General features: G+C 72.9%; 15 protein-coding genes and 4 pseudogenes. 7 read left to right on the forward strand and 12 right to left on the reverse strand.

The annotated features are described in order from the left end of the window. Both RCO28_RS10425 and RCO28_RS10430 read left to right on the forward strand, forming a co-directional pair. Positions 1-1,796 (forward strand): NAD(P)/FAD-dependent oxidoreductase (locus tag RCO28_RS10425; protein WP_308940755.1); only part of this gene is annotated, 1,796 nt, incomplete at its 5' end. Next, on the forward strand, positions 1,793-3,664 hold the full coding sequence (locus RCO28_RS10430) for a PQQ-binding-like beta-propeller repeat protein (protein WP_308940756.1): 1,872 nt from the start codon (positions 1,793-1,795) through the stop codon (positions 3,662-3,664). The genes RCO28_RS10425 and RCO28_RS10430, both read left to right, overlap by 4 nt. On the opposite strand, the pseudogene RCO28_RS10435 reads toward RCO28_RS10430, so the two are convergent. Then, positions 3,557-4,369 (reverse strand): annotated as a pseudogene (locus tag RCO28_RS10435) (serine hydrolase); the annotation flags it as partial. The gene RCO28_RS10430 and the pseudogene RCO28_RS10435 sit on opposite strands and share 108 nt — an antisense overlap. Further along, complete coding sequence (locus RCO28_RS10440) at positions 4,306-5,247, reverse strand: LysR family transcriptional regulator (protein WP_308940757.1); 942 nt, start codon at positions 5,245-5,247, stop codon at positions 4,306-4,308. The pseudogene RCO28_RS10435 and the gene RCO28_RS10440, both read right to left, overlap by 64 nt. Before the next feature lie 147 nt (positions 5,248-5,394). Between RCO28_RS10440 and bla the strand changes: the two genes are divergently transcribed. Beyond that, positions 5,395-6,354 carry a class A beta-lactamase gene (bla, locus tag RCO28_RS10445; protein WP_308940758.1) on the forward strand — a complete coding sequence of 320 codons (960 nt, stop codon included), beginning with the start codon at positions 5,395-5,397 and terminating at the stop codon, positions 6,352-6,354. Positions 6,355-6,385: 31 nt separating this feature from the next. Here the strand turns inward: bla and RCO28_RS10450 are convergent, their stop codons facing one another. Beyond that, positions 6,386-6,817, reverse strand: a complete 432-nt coding sequence (locus RCO28_RS10450; RefSeq protein ID WP_308940759.1) for an ATP-binding protein — start codon at positions 6,815-6,817, stop codon at positions 6,386-6,388. 235 nt (positions 6,818-7,052) lie between these two features. Here RCO28_RS10450 and RCO28_RS10455 point away from each other — a divergent pair, with 235 nt between their 5' ends. Both RCO28_RS10455 and RCO28_RS10460 read left to right on the forward strand, forming a co-directional pair. After that, positions 7,053-9,455: a glycoside hydrolase family 3 N-terminal domain-containing protein gene (locus tag RCO28_RS10455; protein ID WP_374991141.1), complete on the forward strand. Its 2,403-nt coding sequence runs from the start codon at positions 7,053-7,055 to the stop codon at positions 9,453-9,455. A 173-nt stretch (positions 9,456-9,628) separates the two neighbouring features. Beyond that, positions 9,629-9,976, forward strand: coding sequence for a DoxX family protein (locus tag RCO28_RS10460; RefSeq protein ID WP_308940760.1), 348 nt, complete (start codon positions 9,629-9,631; stop codon positions 9,974-9,976). A 240-nt stretch (positions 9,977-10,216) separates the two neighbouring features. Here RCO28_RS10460 and RCO28_RS10465 read toward each other — a convergent pair. Next, positions 10,217-11,829 (reverse strand): annotated as a pseudogene (locus RCO28_RS10465) (amidase family protein). Between RCO28_RS10465 and RCO28_RS10470 the strand changes: the two are divergent. Continuing rightward, positions 11,828-12,451 (forward strand): TetR/AcrR family transcriptional regulator, encoded by a 624-nt coding sequence (locus tag RCO28_RS10470; RefSeq protein ID WP_308940761.1) that lies wholly within the window; start codon positions 11,828-11,830, stop codon positions 12,449-12,451. The pseudogene RCO28_RS10465 and the gene RCO28_RS10470 overlap by 2 nt on opposite strands. A 56-nt stretch (positions 12,452-12,507) precedes the next feature. Here the strand turns inward: RCO28_RS10470 and RCO28_RS10475 are convergent, their stop codons facing one another. The 6 genes from RCO28_RS10475 to RCO28_RS10500 all read right to left on the reverse strand — a co-directional run bounded on the left by RCO28_RS10475 (position 12,508) and on the right by RCO28_RS10500 (position 16,285). Continuing rightward, complete coding sequence (locus RCO28_RS10475; protein ID WP_308940762.1) at positions 12,508-12,663, reverse strand: hypothetical protein; 156 nt, start codon at positions 12,661-12,663, stop codon at positions 12,508-12,510. 156 nt (positions 12,664-12,819) lie between these two features. Further along, on the reverse strand, positions 12,820-13,299 hold the full coding sequence (locus RCO28_RS10480; protein WP_308940763.1) for a peroxiredoxin: 480 nt from the start codon (positions 13,297-13,299) through the stop codon (positions 12,820-12,822). Further along, positions 13,296-13,715: a hypothetical protein gene (locus tag RCO28_RS10485; protein ID WP_308940764.1), complete on the reverse strand. Its 420-nt coding sequence runs from the start codon at positions 13,713-13,715 to the stop codon at positions 13,296-13,298. Before RCO28_RS10485 ends, RCO28_RS10480 begins: the two co-directional genes overlap by 4 nt. Positions 13,716-14,021: 306 nt before the next feature. Beyond that, complete coding sequence (locus RCO28_RS10490) at positions 14,022-14,786, reverse strand: SDR family NAD(P)-dependent oxidoreductase (protein ID WP_308940765.1); 765 nt, start codon at positions 14,784-14,786, stop codon at positions 14,022-14,024. An 83-nt stretch (positions 14,787-14,869) separates the two neighbouring features. Next, a complete protein-coding gene (locus tag RCO28_RS10495; protein WP_308940766.1) occupies positions 14,870-15,331 on the reverse strand; it encodes a MarR family transcriptional regulator in 462 nt (153 codons plus the stop codon). A gap of 177 nt (positions 15,332-15,508) precedes the next feature. Then, positions 15,509-16,285 carry an SDR family oxidoreductase gene (locus RCO28_RS10500; protein ID WP_308940767.1) on the reverse strand — a complete coding sequence of 259 codons (777 nt, stop codon included), beginning with the start codon at positions 16,283-16,285 and terminating at the stop codon, positions 15,509-15,511. Between the two features lie 379 nt (positions 16,286-16,664). On the opposite strand from RCO28_RS10500, the gene RCO28_RS10505 reads away from it, so the two are divergent. Further along, a complete protein-coding gene (locus RCO28_RS10505; protein ID WP_308940768.1) occupies positions 16,665-18,056 on the forward strand; it encodes an NADP-dependent succinic semialdehyde dehydrogenase in 1,392 nt (463 codons plus the stop codon). Here the strand turns inward: RCO28_RS10505 and RCO28_RS10510 are convergent. Together RCO28_RS10510 and RCO28_RS10515 are read right to left on the reverse strand one after the other, a co-directional pair. After that, positions 18,052-18,342 (reverse strand): annotated as a pseudogene (locus RCO28_RS10510) (MFS transporter); the annotation flags it as partial. The gene RCO28_RS10505 and the pseudogene RCO28_RS10510 sit on opposite strands and share 5 nt — an antisense overlap. Positions 18,343-18,517: 175 nt before the next feature. Further along, positions 18,518-19,447: pseudogene (locus tag RCO28_RS10515) on the reverse strand (MFS transporter); the annotation flags it as partial. Positions 19,448-19,548: the final 101 nt, after the last annotated feature.

The raw sequence follows: 19,548 nt of genomic DNA on the forward strand, positions 1-19,548 counted from the left end.
TACCCGGACTCGACCTCGACGCGCTCCGCGCGCGGTACCGCGCGGAGCGCGAGCGCCGGATCCGGCCCGAGGGGAGCCGCCAGTACCGGTCCGTCACGGGCCGCTTTGTCTCGTACGACGAAGACCCGTACGCCGAGGGGGAGTTGAGCCGCGAGCCGCTGCGCGACCGGGTCGAGGTGCTGGTCGTCGGCGGCGGCTTCGGCGGGCTGCTCGCCGGCGCCCGACTGCGTCAGGCGGGCGTCGAGTCCGTACGGATCGTCGAGAAGGGCGCCGACTTCGGCGGCACCTGGTACTGGAACCGCTACCCGGGCATCCACTGCGACATCGAGTCGTACATCTACCTGCCGCTCCTCGAAGAGGTCGGCTACGTACCGCGCTGGAAGTACGCGCCCGGCGAGGAGATCCGCGAGCACGCGCGGGCCGTCGCGCGGACCTTCGGGCTGTACGCGGACGCCTGCTTCCGTACGCAGGTCACCGAGCTGCGCTGGGACGACGACGCCGATGAGTGGCTGGTCGGCACCGACCGGGGCGACCGCATCCGGGCCCGCTACGTCATCACCGCCACCGGCACCCTCAGCGAGGCCAAGCTCCCCGGCATCCCCGGCATCGAGACCTTCGCCGGGCACACCTTCCACACCAGCCGCTGGGACTACGCGTACACCGGCGGGAACGCCGACGGGAACCTCCTGGGGCTCGCCGACAGACGTGTCGCACTCATCGGCACCGGCGCGACCGCCATCCAGTGCGTGCCTCATCTCGGCGCGCACGCACAGGAGTTGTACGTCTTCCAGCGCACCCCGTCCTCCGTCGACGTGCGCGGAAACCGGCCCACCGACCCCGACTGGGCGGCCGCCCTGGCCCCCGGCTGGCAGCGGCGGCGGCGCGACAACTTCCTCACCCTGGTGACCGGCGGGCGCGCGGACGAGGACCTCGTCGACGACGGCTGGACCAGCAGCGCCCGCCTCCAGCAGAAGCTCATCCCGAGCGACAGCTACCAGGACGTGCCCGCCGACGAGCGTGAACGCGCCTACGAGCTGGCCGACTTCCAGAAGATGGACGAGATCCGTGCCCGCGTCGACGCCGTGATCGAGGACCCGGAGACGGCTGAACTCCTCAAACCCTGGTACCGCTACATGTGCAAGCGGCCCACGTTCAGCGACCACTACCTCCAGACGTTCAACCGCCCCAACGTCACCCTCGTCGACACGGCCGACAGCCACGGCGTGGAGAAGATCACCCCGTCCGGGGTCGTGGTCGGCGGCGTCACGTACGAGGTGGACTGCATCATCTTCGGCACCGGCTTCGACGTCGGCCGCTCCGGCATCACCTCCGGCCGGCTGCCGGTGCACGGCCGCGGCGGCATCGGCCTCGGGGAGGCCTGGCAGCACGGTCCGCGCACCCTGCACGGCTTCCTGACCCGCGGCTTCCCCAACCTGTTCCAGCTCGGCCCGATGCAGAACGCCGGCTCCGTCAACTACGTGCACATCCTCGACGAACAGGCCACGCACGTCGCCGAGATCGTCGCCGAGGCGCGCAAGTGCCAGGCCCGGTACGTGGAGCCGAGCGCCGCGGCCGAGCAGGCCTGGGTCGACACGATCCGCGAGAAGGCCGCCGACCTGTACGCCTTCCACGCCGAGTGCACCCCCGGCTACTACAACAACGAGGGCATGCCCCGGCCGCGCAACGAGTCGTACGGCGACGGCCCGGTCGCCTTCCACACGCTGCTGCGGGAGTGGCGGGCGGGCGGCGGCATGAAGGACGTCCTCGTCCACACGGACCGCCAGGAGCGGGCGTGAGCGCGCCGGGCAGCCGCTTCGGCGCGGTCACCGGGCCCACGTCCCGCACCGGCCGGAGCGTTCACCGCCTCGGCCGCCCCAACCCGCTGTGGGGCTCGAACGGCGTCGCCTTCGGACCCGACGGACGCCTGTACGTGGCGCAGTTCCTGGCCGGCCGGATCAGCGCCCTCGACCCGGCGACCGGGGAACTCGACGTCGTGGAACCCGTCGGCGGGCCCGTGCAGTCCCCGGACGACCTGGCCTTCGGGGCCGACGGTTCGATGTACGTCGCGGACCTCGTGCCCGGACTGGTGTGGCGGCGCGCGCCCGACGGCACGTACAGCGTCGTGTCCGACGAGGTGAAGGTGCCCAACGGCATCACCTGCGTCGGCGACCGGCTCTTCGTCAACGAGATGCGGATGGGCGGCAGGCTCCTGGAGCTGTTTCCCGACGGCGGCGCGCCCCGCGTCCTCACCGAGGGTCTGGCCCTCGGCAACGCCATGCAACTCGGGCCCGACGGCCGGCTGTACTACCCGCACATGGTCACCGGCGAGGTCTGGCGCATCCCGCCGGACGGCGGCGAGCCGGAGCGCGTGGCGCGGGACGTCCACGAACCCGTCGCGGTCCGCTTCGACCAGGCGGGCGTGATGCTCGTCCTGTCCCGGGGCGTGGCGGGCCTCGTCACCCGCATCGACCTGCACGGCAGCGGCACGCGCACGCTCGTCACCAGTGGCCTGGCGGGGCTCGACAACGCGGCCTTCGACGCCGAGAACCGCATGTACGTGTCGAGCTTCGCCGCCGGCGGCATCACCGAACTCCACCCCGACGGCCGCACCCGCACCCTCGTCCCGCCCGGCTTCGACGGCCCGTACGGCGTGACGATCGACCTGGGCGGCAGGGTCCACGTGGCCGACCACTACCGCGTGGCGACCGCACCGGCCGCCGACAACCCCGCCGAAACCGTCCTCCTCCGCCCCTTCGCTCACGGCATCACCGCCGACGCGGGCCTGCTGCACCTCACTTCGCAGTACGGGGAGGTCATGACGTACGACCCCGAGCAGGGCGGCACGCGCGTGCGGGCGCGCGGCCTGCGCAGGCCCACCGGGATCGCCGCGAGGGACGACGGCACGCTCGTCGTCGCCGAGACGGACGCGGGCCGGGTCGTCGCCCTCGATTCGGAGGACACGGTGGCGGTGCTCGCCGAGGGGCTGCTCGGGCCGGTCGACGTGGCGCTCGACGCGGACGGGCGCTGCTACGTGAGCGACGAAAGGGCGGGCACGGTCCTGCGGATCGACGACGGTGAGCCGGTCGCCGTGGCAGTGGGCCTCGACGCGCCCCAGGGCATCGCGCTCCGCGGCGACGACCTGTTCGTGGTCGAGGCGGGGGCACGGCGGCTCGTGGCCGTGTCGCTCAGCACCGGTGAACTGCGCCTGGAAGTCGAGGAGTTGGCGGTCGGAGCTCCGCTCGCCGAGGGCGCCCCACGTACCGACCCGGCCCTCTTCACCCACGGCATGCCGGGCCTCCCACACGCCTTCGCGGGCCTGGCGACGGGGCCGGACGGTACCTTGCTGCTGTCGGCCAACGGGGAGGGCACGGTGCTGCGGATTCTCCCCTCCCTGCCTGCAAGGGCTAAAGCTGCCGCAGATGGTCCCGCAGCGTCCGCGCGACCTGTGCCATCAGGCCTCCGCGCCCGGCTGCACCTGGGCCGGTACGCGGGACTCCGTGAGCACGGCGACCGCGAAGGCCTGACCGTCGGCGTGCTCGACGACGCCGATCTCGTGCCGCAGATTGAGCAGGGTGGCCGTCTTCGAGGACCAGGTCGTCGCGTCGGACGCGAAGTCCGGGGCGAGCCGGTGCCGCAGCACGTTCTGTGCGAGGAGGTCCCGTAGCCGCGCCGCCACCTCGGCCGGGATCCGCGACGGCCGCCACAGGGCCTGGAGCAGATCCACGTACGCGCGGGCGCTGCCGTTGCTCGCGTGCGTGATGTCCAACTGCGGTACCCGGTGGCTGCTGCCGCCCGTACCGGAGTCGATGGCCAGGGCGTGCGCCAGATGCGCCTGCGCGGCGTCGAACCGCTCGGCCGGTGTGTCCGCCAGCTCCCGCATACTGTGCCGTACGGTGATGCCGCCGATCCCGAACTCACCCATGATCTGGGCGACTTGAGCGGGCGGAGTGAGGTCGAACAGCGCCTCGGCGGCCGCGCTGTCGCTGAGACACGTACTGAGGTACAGCAGGTCGTCCACCGCGATCCGTACGGGGTGCCGGAAGCGGCTGATGCCCGTGGGGCCCGGCGTCGTCACCCGGCCGGGACGTACGTCGAGCGCCATCGCGCCGTCGAGCTCCCCGCGCCGGATCCGCTCCACCGTCGCCAGCGCGAGCACGACCTTGACCAGCGACGACGACGGCAACGGCGTGTCCGGCTCGATGCCCAGCTCCGTACCGGTCTCCAGGTCCCGTACGAGAATCCGGCCGCGCAGTCCGCCCTCGTCCAGCAACTCCCGCATGTCGCGCAGCAGTTTCTCGGGGCTGTTCATGACGTGACCTCGTACGTCCGTGGTGTGCAGGTGGCGCCCGGGGTGGATGCGCCGAGACATCGGGCGATCGCGTCGCCCAGCCGCTCCCGTACCTGCTGCGGCCTCTCGTCCGCCGCGGCCGTCAGGGCGAAGCCGCGCACCAGGCTCGCCTCGCCCAACGGCCGCCAGTGCAGGCCGAGTTCGTCGGCCTGCGTGGCGGAGCAGACCAGCAGGTCGCGGGAGCACAGGACCTCGGCGGTGGCCGTCGGCAGGTCCGCGCCCACGGCGAGCTGCGCGGGCCGAAGCCCGATCGCGTCCCGCAGCCGGGTCAGCGGATCGCGGATGTGCGGCACGTCGTCCTCCGGCTGCACCCACAACCGGCGGGCCGGTCCTGAGCCCGTACGCCCCACGCGCAACGTCTCCAGATACACGCGCCGCACCCCGGGGTCCCGCGCCGCGGCCACGCCGAGCGGAACCGACCAGGTCGCGTCCCGCTCCGGCACGGCGAGCAGCGCGGCCCGCACCTGCTGGGCGTGGAGCAGGTCGATGCGCTCCGCCGGACCGGCCACGCGCAGGTCGAGCGTGACGCCGTGGCCGCGCGCCTCCGCCACCAGTCGGGCCAGACTGACGGCGGGGCAGATCCCGGGCACCGCCAGGCGCCACGGCTTGCGGCGCGCGGCCTCCGCCTCGTGCCGCAGCACGTCGGCCGCCTGCACGAGGCGGCGCGCGGCGGGCAGCATGTCCCGGCCGAACGGCGTGAGCAGCGCGCGCCGCGCCGTCCGCTCGAACAGCCGCTCCCCGAAGTGCTCCTCAAGGGCGGCCACGCGCCGGCTGGCCACCGGCTGCGAGAGCCGTGCCGCCGCCGCGCCCACGGTGAAACTGCCGCACTCACTCACGGCGATGAACGCCCGGCACGCCCCCACGAGATCCACGACCAGGACCTTATGCGAGTTCGGCATGGAATCGCACGGGAACGTATTGGACCGCATGGCAGTGCGCCGGTGAGAGTGGCCTCCGTACCGAAGAGAAGGCCCAAAGCGGCTCTCTTCGTCCCATTTCCCTTCCCCGTGTCCGGGTGGCGCGGGGTCGACCCCGGAGGTAGGCACATGCGGCACTCCCGTGTACGGCGCACCGCGCACCGCGCAGGCATCGCGCTCGCCACGTTCGCCCTCGTCCCGCTCACGGCCTGCGGTGCCCCGGAGCAGGCGAAGAGCGACTCGGCATCGGCCGCCACCACCGGGGGGTCCGGGTCCACCCCATCGGCCGGTTCCGCCGAACAGGCCGCCGCGGCACGGAAGTTCAAGCAGCTGGAGCGGAAGTTCGACGCCCGCGTCGGCGTCTACGCGATCGACACCGGCAGCGGCGAGCAGGTCACGTACAACGACCGCGAACGCTTCTCCTACGCCTCCACGTTCAAGGCCCTCGCCGCGGGCGCCGTCCTGGACAAGCACGACGACCGCGGCATGGAACGCCTGGTCCGCTACGAGAAGAGCGACCTGGTCAAGGCGTCGCCGGTCACCGAGAAGCACGTCGACACCGGCATGACCCTGCGCGAACTCTGCGACGCGGCCGTCCGGTACAGCGACAACACCGCCGCCAACCTGCTCTTCGACGACCTCGGCGGCCCCAAGGGCCTCGACGGCCTGCTCGCCGAGCTCGGCGACGACGTGACCCGCATGGAGCGCGACGAGCCCGGCCTCAGCGTCTGGGACCCGGACAGCGACCGCGACACCACCACCCCGCGCGCCTTCGCAGAGGACCTGCGCGCCTACGTACTCGGCGACACCCTCGGCAAGCGCGACCGCGCCCAGCTGACGAAGTGGCTGCGCACCAACGTGACCGGGGCGGAACTCATCCGCGCCGGAATGCCGAAGGACTGGGTGGTCGGCGACAAGAGCGGCCAGGGCAGCAACTACGGCATCCGCAACAACATCGCGGTGGTGTGGCGCCCGGACGAGGCCCCGCTCGTCGTCGCCGTCCTGACCAACCGCACCGAGGAGACCGCCGAGCACGACAACGTCCTGGTCGCCGAGGCGGCCGCGGTGGTGGCGGACGCGTTCCAGTAGGTCGCAGCCGTCAGTGCGTAGGCCGCAGCCGTCAGTCCGAGGTCAGGACCGCACGCACGGTCTTCCCGGCGCCGTCGCTGTCCCGTACGACGGAGAGGCGGCGCGACAGGGCCTGTACGAGGGCGATACCCCGGCCGCTCTCGGCCGTGGTGGAGTACGGCGCGAGCTGTGGGCGGCCGGGACCGCGGTCGTGGACCTCGACGACAAGGCGGTCCCGGCTGTCGAGCGAGAGCCGCAGGCGGCAGGAGCCCTGGCCGTACCGCGTGGCGTTCGTGACGAGCTCCGAGACCACCAGGAGCGCGCTGCCGGGGTCGGCCTTCCCCCGGCAGCCGGGACTGGCGGGCCCGCACCCGCTCAGGAACAGACGGGTCAACTGCCGTGCCCTGCGGGGGGAACAGGACTGCTGCGGCAGGTGGTACTCGACGCGTGCGGTGCGGCGACCGGTGCGCCCGGTGGCACGCATGATGTCACTCCCTCTCCGTGGGTCGGCCGGCGCACGGGGCGAACCACCGAGGTCATCCGCGCCGTGACGGCGGCGACAGCCGGACGGTCTCCGTCTCTCCTTCCCGTATCGACGGACCCCGAACCGGCACCGCGCCGAACCCGCACAACCGGTACCGCCGCACCCGGTCCACCGCGCGGCCGCCCCGGCCCCCCGGCTGTTTCGGACGTGAAGGTGGCGTGGAAGGGATGCCCGCATGGCTGGAGTACAACGGCGTACCGTCCTCGCGGCGATCGGCGGCACAGCCGCCCTGGGTGGCGCGGCCACCAGTGGGGCGCTCGGCGGCGGTACCGCTCGGGCCGCGGAGGCCACCGGTACCGCTCGGGCCGCGGAGGCCACCGGTACCGCTCGGGCCGCGGAGGCCACCGGTACGAAGGACGCCGCGCCGACGCGCGAGGGGCCCCGCGCGGCCGGACGGTCCCGGCGGGCGGCAACGGCGCGACCGGACGACGACGAGATCGCCGCCCTCCTCGACCGGATGACGGTCGAGGAGAAGCTCGGCCAACTCCAGCAACTCTCCTGGGCGTTCGCCACCGGACCCGGCAACCCGGACAACAAGAAGGTCGAGGAGGCCGCCCGCGCGGGACGCCTCGGCTCGGTCCTCAACATGTTCGGCGCCAAGGACAGCAACCGGCTGCAGCGCATCGCCGTCGAGCGGTCCCGGCTCGGCATCCCGCTGCTCTTCGGCCTCGACGTGATCCACGGCTGTCTGACCACCTTCCCCATCCCGCTCGCCCAGGCCGCGAGCTTCGACCCGGCGGTGACCGAGCGGGACGGCGCGGTGTCGGCGAAGGAGGCCCGGTCCAACGGCGTGCACTGGACGTTCTCGCCGATGATGGACGTGACGCACGAGCCGCGCTGGGGCCGGATCGCCGAGAGCTGCGGCGAAGACCCTTATCTCACCGCCGAGTTCGCCGCCGCCAAGGTCCGCGGCTACCAGGGCGAGGACCTGTCCGCAGCGGACCGCGTCGCCGCCTGCGCCAAGCACTTCGCCGCGTACGGGGGAGCGGAGGGCGGGCGCGACTACAACACCGTCGATGTGTCCGAGTCCCGGCTGCGCAACCTCTATCTGCCTCCGTTCCAGGCCGCGTTGGACGCCGGAGCGGCCACCGTGATGGCCGCGTTCAACACCGTCAGCGGCGTCCCCGCGCACGGCAACAGCCACCTCCTCACCGAGATCCTGAAGGAGGAGTGGGAGTTCGACGGGGTGGTGGTGAGCGACTGGAACGGCGTGCAGGAGCTGATCGCCCACGGCTTCGCCGCGGACGCCGCCGACGCCGCCCGGCTCAGCCTGAACGCGGGCCTCGACCTGGAGATGGTCAGCACCACCCTCGCCGACCACGGCAGGCAGCTCCTCAAGGAGGGCCGGATCCCGCAGGAACGCCTCGACGACGCGGTGACCCGCATCCTCCGCCTCAAGGCGGACCTCGGCCTCTTCGACCAGCCGTATGTGAAGGAGTCGCAGGCCGTCGAGGCGCCCTCCCCGCAGGCGCGCGCGGCCGCGCGCGAGGCGGCCGCGCGCTCGATGGTGCTCCTCAAGAACGACAAGAGCACGCTGCCGCTCGACCCGGCCGCGGCGGGCATCGCCGTCGTCGGCCCCTTCGCCGACTCCGCCGACCTGCTCGGCACCTGGAGCTTCCCCGGAGCCCAGAAGAAGTTCCGCTCCGGGAAGGTCCTTGACGCGGTCCGTGCGGTGGCGCGCGACGCCGAGGTGACGTACGCGCGGGGGGTTGACCCGGCGGGCAAGGACACCTCGGGCATCGACGAGGCCGTCGCGGCGGCGGAGGCGGCCGAGGTCACGATCGTCGTCGTCGGTGAGGCGCCCGCGATCAGCGGTGAGGCCGCCGTGCGCAGCGAACTCGGCCTTCCCGGCGCCCAGGAGCAGCTGATCACGGCGATCGCGGAGACCGGCAAGCCGTTCGTCGTCGTCCTCGTCAACGGCCGCCCCCTGACCATCGGCGACTGGCTGGACCGCGCGCCCGCCGTCCTGGAGGCCTGGCACCCCGGCATCGAGGCGGGCCACGCCATCGCCGACGTCCTCTTCGGCACCGTCGCCCCCGGCGGCAAGCTGCCCGCGTCGTTCCCGCGCAGCGTCGGCCAGATCCCCGTGCACTACAACCACGAGAGCTCGGGACGCCCGTACGCGGCGGACAACAAGTACACCTCCCAGTACCTCGACCTTCCGCACGGCCCGCAGTTCCCCTTCGGGTACGGGCTCAGCTACACCACGTTCGCGGTGGGCGAGCCTCGCCTGAGCACGCCGCAGATCGACGCCGACGCCCTGCGCGGCGGCGACACCGTCGAGGTCGCCGTGGACGTACGCAACACCGGGAAGCGCGCCGGCGACGAGGTCGTGCAGCTGTACGTCCACGACCTCGCGGCGAGCATCGCCCAACCCGTGCGCCGCCTGCGGGGATTCCGCCGGGTCACCCTGCGACCCGGCAAGAGCCGGACCGTCCGCTTCCGCCTCGGCGCGGAGGACCTGGGCTTCTGGACCAACGACCCGACGGGCGAACTCCGTATCGAGCCCGGCCCGATCAATGTGTACGCGGGCAACAGCTCGACGACGAAGGCGAAGGCGACGCTGACGATCGGTTAGGGCGGGGCCGCCGCCTGGCCTCCGGCCTGCTCCCCAAGAAGTTCCGGCTGAGCTGTCACATCTCCTCACGCCGCCGGGTCAGGGAAGTGACAACGCACCGGGTGGCCCGGTCCCGCGCCGTAACTCGTGGGACCGAGGCGGCGCCGGTGCCCGGCTGATGAGGAGATCGAAACATGTCTGTCGCACTTGTGGTCGTCACCGTGATCGCCGCCCTGATGGCGGGCTTCTCCGGCTTCGCCCTGCTCACCCGCGCCGACTGGGTCGTCCAGGCCCTGGTCGCGTACGGCGTGCCCCGCACCTGGTGGAACCTCCTCGGCACCGCCAAGGCCGCGGGTGCCGCCGGGCTGCTCGCCGGACTGTTCGTGCCGGTCGTGGGGGTGGTCGCCGGGGTCTGCCTGGTCCTGTACTTCACCGGCGCCGTCGTGACCGTGCTCAGGGCTCGCTCGTACTCCCATGTGCCGTTCCCCCTGGTCTACGCGGCGCCGGTGGTCGCGGCCCTGGTGCTCGGTGCCGCCGGGTGAGGCCCGCCGGGGGCGGCGACAGGGCGGCGAGCGGCGGACCCGCACGGGTACCGGCCTGACAATGGCCCCGCCGCGCTTCTGTTCCTCCTGCTGCGGCTCTTCGCGGTGTCGCACTACTACTGTCCGGATTCCTCAAAGTGCTCACCGCGCGGGACCGGGAGTTCCTGATCCTGTCGGACGGGTGGTCACCTCACGCGAGGAGGCGTCGGGCGGGCACGGAAGCGCCTGCCCTGTCGCGCCTCACCGCGACCGGACGCGACGCGGGTCGACCGGTGTGAACACCCCGAGCCGGTCCTCGATCGCCTGGGCCGCGTCCAGGCACAGGTCCTCGCGGAAGGCGCGGCCCACCACCTGGACGCCCGCGGGCACGCCGTCGACGAGCCCGGTCGGGACTGCCACGCCCGGCACGCCGACGAAGCTGGTCGCCGTGCACAGGCGCATGCCCCGGGCGACTCGGTCCCGCCCCGCCGTATCCCGCGACTCCAGGCCCGGCTCGACCGGCGCTTCGGTGAAGACGGGACCGAGCAGCAGCGGGTACGTGTCCAGGAACTCGGCCCAACTGCGCCGGATGTTCATCCACGTACCCATCAGCTTCATGAACTCCGGCACGCTCGCGGGTCCTGCCTGGTCCATCGCCAGCTGGATGTACCGGTCGCCGCCGTCGCCGAGCAGCGTGCGCACCACTGGCCAGGCGGCGGAGAACTCGGTGAGCGTGATCCGCCCGTACGCCTCGAGGGCCTCGTCGAGCCGCGGCACGTCCTCGACCTCCCGGACGTCGTACCCGGCGTCGCGCAGCGCGCCCGCCGCGCGCTCCACGGCTCCACGGATCGCCGGGTGCACCCCCTGCCCGCCGGGGTCGGCGACGACGGCGACCTTCACGGGTCCGGGGAGCGGCGGGCCGTACGCGGGGACCGGCACCGCGCGGGGGTCGCGCGGGTCGGTCCCGGCGAGCACCTCATACGCGCTGCGCAGATCCCGCACGCTGCGGCCAGCGGGCCGTCGACGACGAGGTTCTGCGAGGCAGGGCCCGGGTCGTCGGGGCCGGCCATGCGGTGGTCGGCGGGAAAGCGGCCCGTGGTCGGCTTCAGGCCTGCGACCCCGCAGAACTGGGCCGGGATGCGGATCGAACCGCCGGAGTCGTTGCCGAGGCCGAGCGCCGCCATGCCGGTCGCGACGGCCACGCCGTCCCCGCCGCTGGTGCCGCCCGGCGTGACCTCCGGGTCCCAGGGGCTGAGGGTCTCGCCGAAGAGTTCGCTGCGCGGGTGCATGCCCGCGAGGATCAGCGTCGGCATGTTGCTGTGCCCGATCGGAATGGCCCCGGCCGCGCGCAGGCGGGCCACCGGGGGAGCGTCCGCCGGTGCGACCAGGTCGCGGAAGCGCGGCGACCCGTACGTCGTGGGCACGCCCTCGATCGCCGTCGTCTCCTTGACCGTGAACGGCACACCGGCGAGCGGCCCGAGCTCCTTGCCCGCCGCGCGGCTCCGGTCGACCTCCGCGGCCGCCTCGCGCGCCTGCTCCCCGAGGAGCTGGGTCACGGCGTTCACCTGCGGGTTCGTCGCGGCGATGCGCTCCAGGTGGCTGTCGACGAGTTCGACCGCGGAGATGCGCCCGTCCCTTACGGCCGCGGCTTGTTCGGTGGCGGTCATGCGCCACGGAGACGCTGGTGCAGAGGTCGGGTTCACGGAGGTGTTCATGGCGGGCCTTCCGGCAGGGCAGGTCTTTTCCGATGCGCTTGCATCGGAACCGTATCCGATGAACTGATGCGCTTGCATCGAATAAACTCGCCCGCAGCGGTACAGAACCCGGCACCAGAGAGAAGCCGAAACAGGCACCACAGAGAGAGAAGCGCCCATGCCCAAGCAGGTGGACCACGAAGGCCGCCGCCGTCAGATCGCCGAGGCCGTCTGCCTGCTCGCCGACGAACGCGGCCTGGAAGGCGTCACGTTGCGCGACGTCGCCGAGCGCGCGCAGGTCTCCATGGGGGCCGTGCAGCGCTGCTTCCGCACGAAGGACGAGATGCTCACCTTCACGCTCGGGCACGTCGGTGAGCGCGTCACCGAACGCGTGCGGGCCCGGCTGCTCAGCAGCCCCGCCCAGTCGGCGGGGAGCGCGCTCGGGTACGCGGCCACCGAGGTCGCCCTGCTGCGTGCGGAGCACCGCACCGAGGCGCGCGTGTGGCTCGCGTTCGTCGCGCAGGCCGCCGTCAGCGAGACGCTCGCGGCGACGCTGCGCGCCAACTACGCCGCCCTGCAAGGCCTGTTCACCGACCTCATCACGGAGGCGTCCGGCCGCCGGCCGGCCGACGGCGTTCAGCCCCCGGACGCCCAGCGCGCCGCCCGTACCCTGCTCGCTCTGACGGACGGCCTCACCGCGCACGTCCTCATCGGCCACCTCACGCCGAGCGAGGCCCATGGCGTCCTGCACGCCCACCTCGACGCGCTCTGGAACCAGCCGGGCGAGGCGGACCGTGCGTAGCGCCCCACGCGCCCCACGCGCCCCACGGGCCGCGGCGTCACCCTCCTCGCCGGCTGCTACCAGCTCGGCGGCGCCCACACCCCACCCGAGGACGTACGAGCCGTAGCCCACGCCGTCGAGCTCGACAACCTCAACTCGTAGAACGCCCCGGCGGCCTGCTCGACCAGGCCGACGCCCTCGCGTACGCCTGCCTCCTGGCCCGCGCGGTGCACGCCCGGGGCGACGTGGAGTACGACCGCGGCGACTGCGAGGCCGCCTGTCGCACCTGACCTGGGGCCGGAGTTTGTCCGTCACCCCGCGCGACCGCGACGTCCGGCCCGCTGGTGCTGCCGGTTTCACTAGGCCCTGTTGTGCCGGGAGTTCCGACGTCAGGCCAGCGCCCGTACCGCCGCGAGTGCCCGGTCCGCGTGGGCGCTCATGCGGAACTCGCTGCGGACCACCTCGACGACGCGGCGCCCGGCGCCGATGACGAACGTCGCCCGCTTCGTCGGCAGCAGCGCCAGGCCGCGCGCCACCCCGAAGCGGCCCCGTACGACACCCTCCGGGTCCGAGAGCAGCGGAAAGCCGAGGGAGTGCTTCTCGGCGAACTCCTGCTGCCGCGCCACCTCGTCCGAGCTGATGCCGACCGGCCGTGCGCCCGCCGCCGCGAACTCGGCGGCCAGGTCACGGAAGTGGCAGGCCTCGGCGGTACAGCCCGGGGTGAGGGCGGCCGGGTAGAAGAACAGCACCACCGGGCCCTCGGAGAGGAGGCCCGAGAGCGATGTGGGCTGCCCCTGCTCGTCGGGCAGCGAGAAGTCCTCCACCACGGAGCCGACTTCGACCCGACGGCCACGCTGCTGTGCACTCATACGGCACCCTCCGAGGACCGGGCCACGCTGCGGGCCCACAGGATCAGCGGCGCCTGCAGCGGTACGCGCGCGTACGCGACGTTCCGCAGCGGCGCCGGGCGGTTCCGCCAGTCCACCGCCATCTGCACGTTGGCGGGCAGCACCCCGACGAAGAACCCCGCCGCGGCCTTCGCGGCGACCGCGCGCGTACGCGGCACCGCGACGCCCGCGGCCAGGGCCAGTTCCACCGCACCGCTCGCGTACGTCCAGGCCCGCGGCGAACCGGGAAGGGCCCTCGGCACGAGCGCGTCGAACACCTTCGGCGCGACGAAGTGCGCGGCCCCCGCACCGGCGAGCAGACCGGCCAGGAAAACGGGGGAGCGGGACGTCCGGGACGCTCGGGGCGTCCCGGGGGCGGGAGTTCGGGGCGTACGCACAGAGGCCTCCGAGGCAGGGGGAAACGGCACCGACGGAAGTGCGGCGCCGTGCCGCGACGTTACCGGAGAGTATCGGTGCGGTCGACGGCGCGGCCCCCGGGGCCGCCGCTCCACACCCGCGCCCCCGCGCACAACCCCCGCAGCAGGTCCCCGCCCGAGCTGTGGGCAACCCCTGGGCCGCCTGGGTCTGCGTCGTCGCCATGAACGCCCTCGGCCCGGTCTACGCCTGGCTCTCCCGCCGCCTCGCCTTTCCGGTCGCCCTGGACGGCGGTACGGAACGGGTGCCCGGGCAGTCCCGCAGCGACGTCACAGCGCGGCCCAGCCCCCGTCCACCGGAAGCACCGCACCGTTGATGAACGAGGCCTCCTCGGAGGCGAGGAAGACGATCGCGGCCGCCTGCTGCTCGGGTGTGGAGACCCCGTTGATGAGTCCGAGCACCGGGGCGATGGCGGCCGCGCCGGGGGAGTCCGGGGCCACGTCGACCTGAATGCCCGTCATGGTCGGCCCCGGGCCGACGGCGTTCGCGCGGATGCCCTGGTCGCGGTACATCGCCGCGACGCTCTTCACCAGGCCGACCACCCCGTGCTTGCTCGCGGTGTACGCGGCGCCCGCGGCGCCTCCGCGCAGCGCCGCCTCCGACGCGGTGAACACGATCGAGCCCCGCCCCGCCGCCACCATGTGCGGCAGCACGGCCCGCGTCAGCAGGAACGGCGCGGTCAGGTTGATCCGTACGACCCGCTCCCACTCGGTGTCGTCGGTCTCGCCGAGCCGGGACATCCGGTCCATGACGCCCGCGTTGTTGGCGAGGACGTCTATCGCGCCCAACTCCTCGACGGCGGTGGCCGCGACGCGGTCCACGACGTCCTGCTCGCTGAGGTCACCGACGACCGCGCAGGCGCTGCCGCCGGCCGTCCGTATCTCCTCGACGACCGCACCGGCCTGTTCCTCCCGCAGATCCGCGATGAGCACCTTGGCACCCCGGCGGGCGAAGTCGAGCGCGGCGGCCCGGCCGATGCCGGACGCGCCTCCGGTGACGACGACGCCGCGGCCTGCGAAATTCTGGGTGCTCACGCTGCTCCTGGGAAGGTTCGGTGCGGTACGAGGGGGAGGAGGCGGGGGGAGTCCCCGGGCCCGAGTGCTTCGGCCCGAGGGCTTCAGGGGCGCGGCCAGGGGCGGCCGCCGATCCGCTCGATGTCGGTGTTGAAGCGCTTCAGGTAGGCGGCGAACTCGGCCACGTCCTCCTCCGCCCAGTCGGCCATGATCGCCTCCAGGCTCTCGACGATGCCCTCGCGCTCCGCGTCGAGCCGCTGCTCTCCCTCGGCCGTGATGCGGAACTTGCGGGCCATCCCGCCCTCGGGGTCAGGGATGCGCTCGACAAGTCCTGACCGCATGGCCGCCGCCGTCTGCCGGTTGAGGGTGGACGCGTCGAGCCCGAAGGCGTCGCAGAGCTGCCCGATGGACATCGGCCCCTGCATCCGGATCCGGCTCAACAGGATGTACGCGCTGCGGTCGAGGGTGCTGCCCTTGCTGCGGCCCTTCGACTTGTGCAGGTGCAGATAGCGGCCGAGCAGCATCTGCTCGTACTCCACCTGGCGTGTGGCGTCGGCGTTGTCCATGGGGTCGGTCTCCTTGTTGCCGTCCGGGAAGCGTGACGGTCGCTCCCCGGCGCCATGTCTACCACGGGCCGTGCATCATCCATACGGCATGGATCGTACATGGAGTATGCATGATGCACATCCCCGTCGGGCGGGCGTAGGGGAGTGGAGACCGGCCCAAGGCCGGCCCGTGTGGTCTCACACGCTGTACCCGCCGTCCACGGCCAAGGTCTGCCCCGTGATGAACCCGGCCCGGTCCGAGGCGAGGAACGCCACCGCCTCGGCGATGTCCTGCGCGCGGCCGAAGCGGCGCAACGGGATGTTGCGCCGCGTCACCGCAAGGGCCTCCTCGTCCAGTTCGCCGCTGTCGATGAGCCGGGCCGCGATCCCGTCGGTGAGCATCCCCGGGCCGACGCAGTTGACCCGCACCCCGTAACGCCCCTCCTCCGCCGCGAGCGCCCGCGCGACCGCCTCCACCGCACCCTTGGTCCCCGTGGAGAGCCCGTCGCGGACGGGGAATCGGCTGGTGGCGGCCGTCGTGACCGCGACCAGAGTGCCGCTGCTCGCGCGCAGGGCGGGCAGCGCGGGGTGGACCAGCTGGTAGAACGCCGCGGCGTCCGCGTGCAGTTGCTCCCGGTAGCGGGCGGGCGGGACCTGGCTGAGGTGCACCATCGGCACGTGCGGTCCGGCCGCGTACACCACGGTGTGCAGTCCGTCGTGCCCGCCCGCCGCCTCGTCGACCGCCCCCGCGGCCGCCGCCTCGTCCGCCAAGTCCGCCCGCAGTGCGCGCACATGGAGCCCTTCGGCGGCCAGTTCGGAGACCAGCCGGTGCGCGGCGACCTCGCTGCTGCGGTACGTGAACACCACCTCGCTGCCGCGCCGCGCCAACGTACGCACGATCGCCGCGCCGATCCCGCCGGTGCCGCCCGCGACCAGGGCGGCGCCCTTGCGGCCGGAGAAATCCTCGACGCTCATCGGACCTTCATCGGCGGTGCCGCCTTCCCTTCGGGGTCCACCAGAATGCGGGAAGGTGGTCTGGACAACAAGAGTGAGTTCCCGTCAGAAACCGTCCCCAGCAGGGATGTTGTGTGGGAGGAGGCCCGTGGTTCGAACGCCGAGTTGGGGTCGTCGTACGTCCGTGGAGGGGGCTGAGGCCTCATCCGTCACGCCGGGCAAGGCAGTGACCGTCCCCCGCCGTACGGGCCACCGCATTATCCCGGCACCGTACAAGACCGGCCACCGCTCCCACGCCCCCTGACCAGGCCCGTACCGTACGGCGTTGCGTCTGCGGCCCGGGCGGGCGAGGGTCGAGGGGAGGGACGAGCCGAGCCGGAACGCGAGCAGGAGGAACTTCATGCCCATCGCCACCGTCAACCCCGCCACGGGCGAGACGCACCGGACGTTCGAGGCGCTCACCCCCGAGGAGGTGGAGCGACGGCTCGCCACGGCCGAAGCCGCGTACCGCGAGCACCGCCTCACCTCCTTCGCCGACCGGAAGGCGCTCCTGGAGCGCGCGGCGGACCTCCTGGAGGCGGACGCGGAGGACGTGGCCCGCACCATGACCCTGGAGATGGGCAAACCCCTCAAGGCGGCCCGCGCGGAGGCCGCGAAGTGCGTGAAGGCGATGCGCTGGTACGCGGCCAACGCCGAGTCGCTGCTCGCGGACGAGAAGCCGGAGACACGGGACGTCGAGGACTCGGGCGCCGTCCGCGCCGTCGTCCGCTACCGCCCCATCGGCCCCGTCCTCGCCGTGATGCCGTGGAACTTCCCGCTGTGGCAGGTCGTACGGTTCGCCGCCCCGGCCCTGATGGCGGGCAACGTCGGACTGCTCAAGCACGCGTCGAACGTCCCGCAGACCGCCCTCTACCTGGAGGAACTCTTCCGGCGAGCCGGATATCCCGAGGGCTGCTTCCAGACGCTCCTGGTCGGCTCGGGCGCCGTCGAGGGCATCCTGCGCGACGCACGCGTGGCCGCCGCGACCCTGACCGGCAGCGAACCCGCGGGCCGTGCCGTCGCCTCGGTCGCCGGTGACGAGGTGAAGAAGACCGTCCTCGAACTGGGCGGCAGCGACCCGTACGTGGTGCTCCCCAGCGCGGACGTCGACAAGGCGGCGAAGACGGCGGTCACCGCGCGCGTGCAGAACAACGGCCAGTCCTGCATCGCCGCGAAGCGGTTCATCGTGCACGCCGACGTCCACGACGCCTTCCGGGACCGATTCGTCGCCGGAATGCGGGAGTTGACCGTCGGCGACCCGATGTCCGAGGACACCGACGTCGGCCCGCTCTCCTCCGAGCAGGGCCGCAAGGACCTGGAGGAGCTCGTCGACGACGCGGTCGCCAAGGGCGCCACCGTGCTGTGCGGCGGCAGCCGCCCCGACCAGCAGGACCGCGGCTGGTTCTACACCCCCACCGTCCTCACCGACATCACCGAGGAGATGCGCATCCACCGCGAGGAGGCCTTCGGCCCGGTCGCCACCCTCTACCGCGTGGAGAGCCTCGACGAGGCCGTCGCCCTCGCCAACGACACCCCGTTCGGCCTGAGCTCCAACGTCTGGACCCGCGACGAGGACGACATCGCCCGCTGCGTACGGGACATCCAGGCGGGCGGCGTCTTCCTCAACGGCATGACGGCCTCCCATCCCGGCCTCCCCTTCGGCGGCGCCAAACGCTCCGGATACGGCAGGGAGTTGGCGGGGGAGGGCATCCGCGAGTTCTGCAACGCGACGACGGTCTGGTACGGGGGGTAGGGCGCGGCCGGGTTGTTCCCCCGGAGCGGGGCAGCAGCAGCGGTGTGGCCAGGAGGAGGAGTCCGGCCAGGGCGAGGGCTGTGCGGGTGCCGGTCAGCGCGGCGATCAGGCCCCAGAGTGCGGTGAGCGCGGCCGTCGTGACCTTCACGGAGATCGACCAGGCCGACAGGGTGCGCGCCACGCGGTCGTCGGGCGTGTGCTCCAGTCGGTGGGTGGCCTGGACCGGGGTGAACACGGCCGCGCAGGTGATCAGGCCCAGCTCGACGGCCAGGACGAGGACTAGGCCCTGTCTTCAATCTCCCGTCTGCCCCGCGACGCCATGCACGCACTCTCGCCGCACCGGGCGAAGACCCAAGTAGCTCCGCTACGAGGGCCTGCGCCCGGCACGCCGAGAGCACGCACCTGACGCCGCGGGGCCGCCCTTCGGGCGACGACGGGAGATTGAAGACAGGGCCTAGCCCGCCGGTGCCGGGGCCCACGAACGCCAGGCCGATCGACCAGCAGGCGCGCAGCGTCCCCGCCGTACGCAGGACGCGGTGCCGGCCGAAGCGCGCGACGAGCGGCCGGGCCAGGCGCGAGCCGACGAGACCGCCTACGCAGGGCAGCGCGAAGGCGAGCGCGTACTGCCAGGGGGCGAAGCCGAGCGGGCCGAGCAGGAGTACGGCGAGCGGCGGGTGCATGGCCATGATCAGACCGTTGACCAGGGCGGTGTTGAAGAACAGCGGGCGCAGTGCCGGACTGCCGAGGATCGTGCGCCAGCCGTCGAGCAGGTCGCCGCGCCGCAGCCGTGCCGGAGCGCCGGTCCCCGCCGGGTGCGGTTCGTCGCCGCCGATGGCCCGGACCCCGACCGCCGAGAGGAGATGGCTGACAGCGTTGGCGGCCACGGTCACCACGGGCCCGGCCATCCCGACGAGGGCGCCGCCGAGCGGCGGCGCGAGCACCGTCGCCGTCCAGGTGGTCGACTCGAACCGGCTGTTGGCCACCAGGAGCTGGTCCCGCTCCACCAGCGACTTGAGGCAGGCACCGGCCGCCGCCGTGAACGTGATGTCCGCCGCCGCGACCACCACCGACACCAGCAGCAACTGCCCGAAACCGAGCCCGCCGAGGACATACGCGGCGGGGATGCTCAACAGCGCCGCACACCGTACGAGATCCATGGCGATCATCACGGGACGCTTGCGCCGCAGATCCACCCACGGCCCGAGCGGCAACGCCACCACGGCCCCGACGAGCAGACCGGCGGAGGCGAGCAGCGACACCTGCGTCGGCCCCGCGTCGAGCACCGTCACGGCGATCAGCGGGAACGCGTCGAAGGCCAGCCACGTCCCGAACGTGCTGGCCCCGTACGCCGCCCACAGCCACCCGAAGCCCCGGCCCAGCCTGCCTTGCACGTCCCCGAACCTCTCACCGCCGCCCTCGAAGCCAGCGATCGTACGGCATCGCAAAGCGGCGCCGGGCGGGCCGAGAAGCTCAGCCCGCCCGGCGCCTCAGG

It is taken from the genome of Streptomyces sp. LHD-70 (assembly GCF_031157275.1).
Lineage (GTDB): Bacteria > Actinomycetota > Actinomycetes > Streptomycetales > Streptomycetaceae > Streptomyces.

Coding starts and splice junctions, on each gene's coding strand:
- RCO28_RS10440 (WP_308940757.1), bottom strand. CDS start 5,247: ATGCCGAACTCGCATAAGGTCCTGGTCGTGGATCTCGTGGGGGCGTGC.
- bla (WP_308940758.1), top strand. CDS start 5,395: ATGCGGCACTCCCGTGTACGGCGCACCGCGCACCGCGCAGGCATCGCG.
- RCO28_RS10470 (WP_308940761.1), top strand. CDS start 11,828: ATGCCCAAGCAGGTGGACCACGAAGGCCGCCGCCGTCAGATCGCCGAG.
- RCO28_RS10450 (WP_308940759.1), bottom strand. CDS start 6,817: ATGCGTGCCACCGGGCGCACCGGTCGCCGCACCGCACGCGTCGAGTAC.
- RCO28_RS10460 (WP_308940760.1), top strand. CDS start 9,629: ATGTCTGTCGCACTTGTGGTCGTCACCGTGATCGCCGCCCTGATGGCG.
- RCO28_RS10495 (WP_308940766.1), bottom strand. CDS start 15,331: ATGGACAACGCCGACGCCACACGCCAGGTGGAGTACGAGCAGATGCTG.
- RCO28_RS10505 (WP_308940768.1), top strand. CDS start 16,665: ATGCCCATCGCCACCGTCAACCCCGCCACGGGCGAGACGCACCGGACG.
- RCO28_RS10480 (WP_308940763.1), bottom strand. CDS start 13,299: ATGAGTGCACAGCAGCGTGGCCGTCGGGTCGAAGTCGGCTCCGTGGTG.
- RCO28_RS10500 (WP_308940767.1), bottom strand. CDS start 16,285: ATGAGCGTCGAGGATTTCTCCGGCCGCAAGGGCGCCGCCCTGGTCGCG.
- RCO28_RS10455 (WP_374991141.1), top strand. CDS start 7,053: ATGGCTGGAGTACAACGGCGTACCGTCCTCGCGGCGATCGGCGGCACA.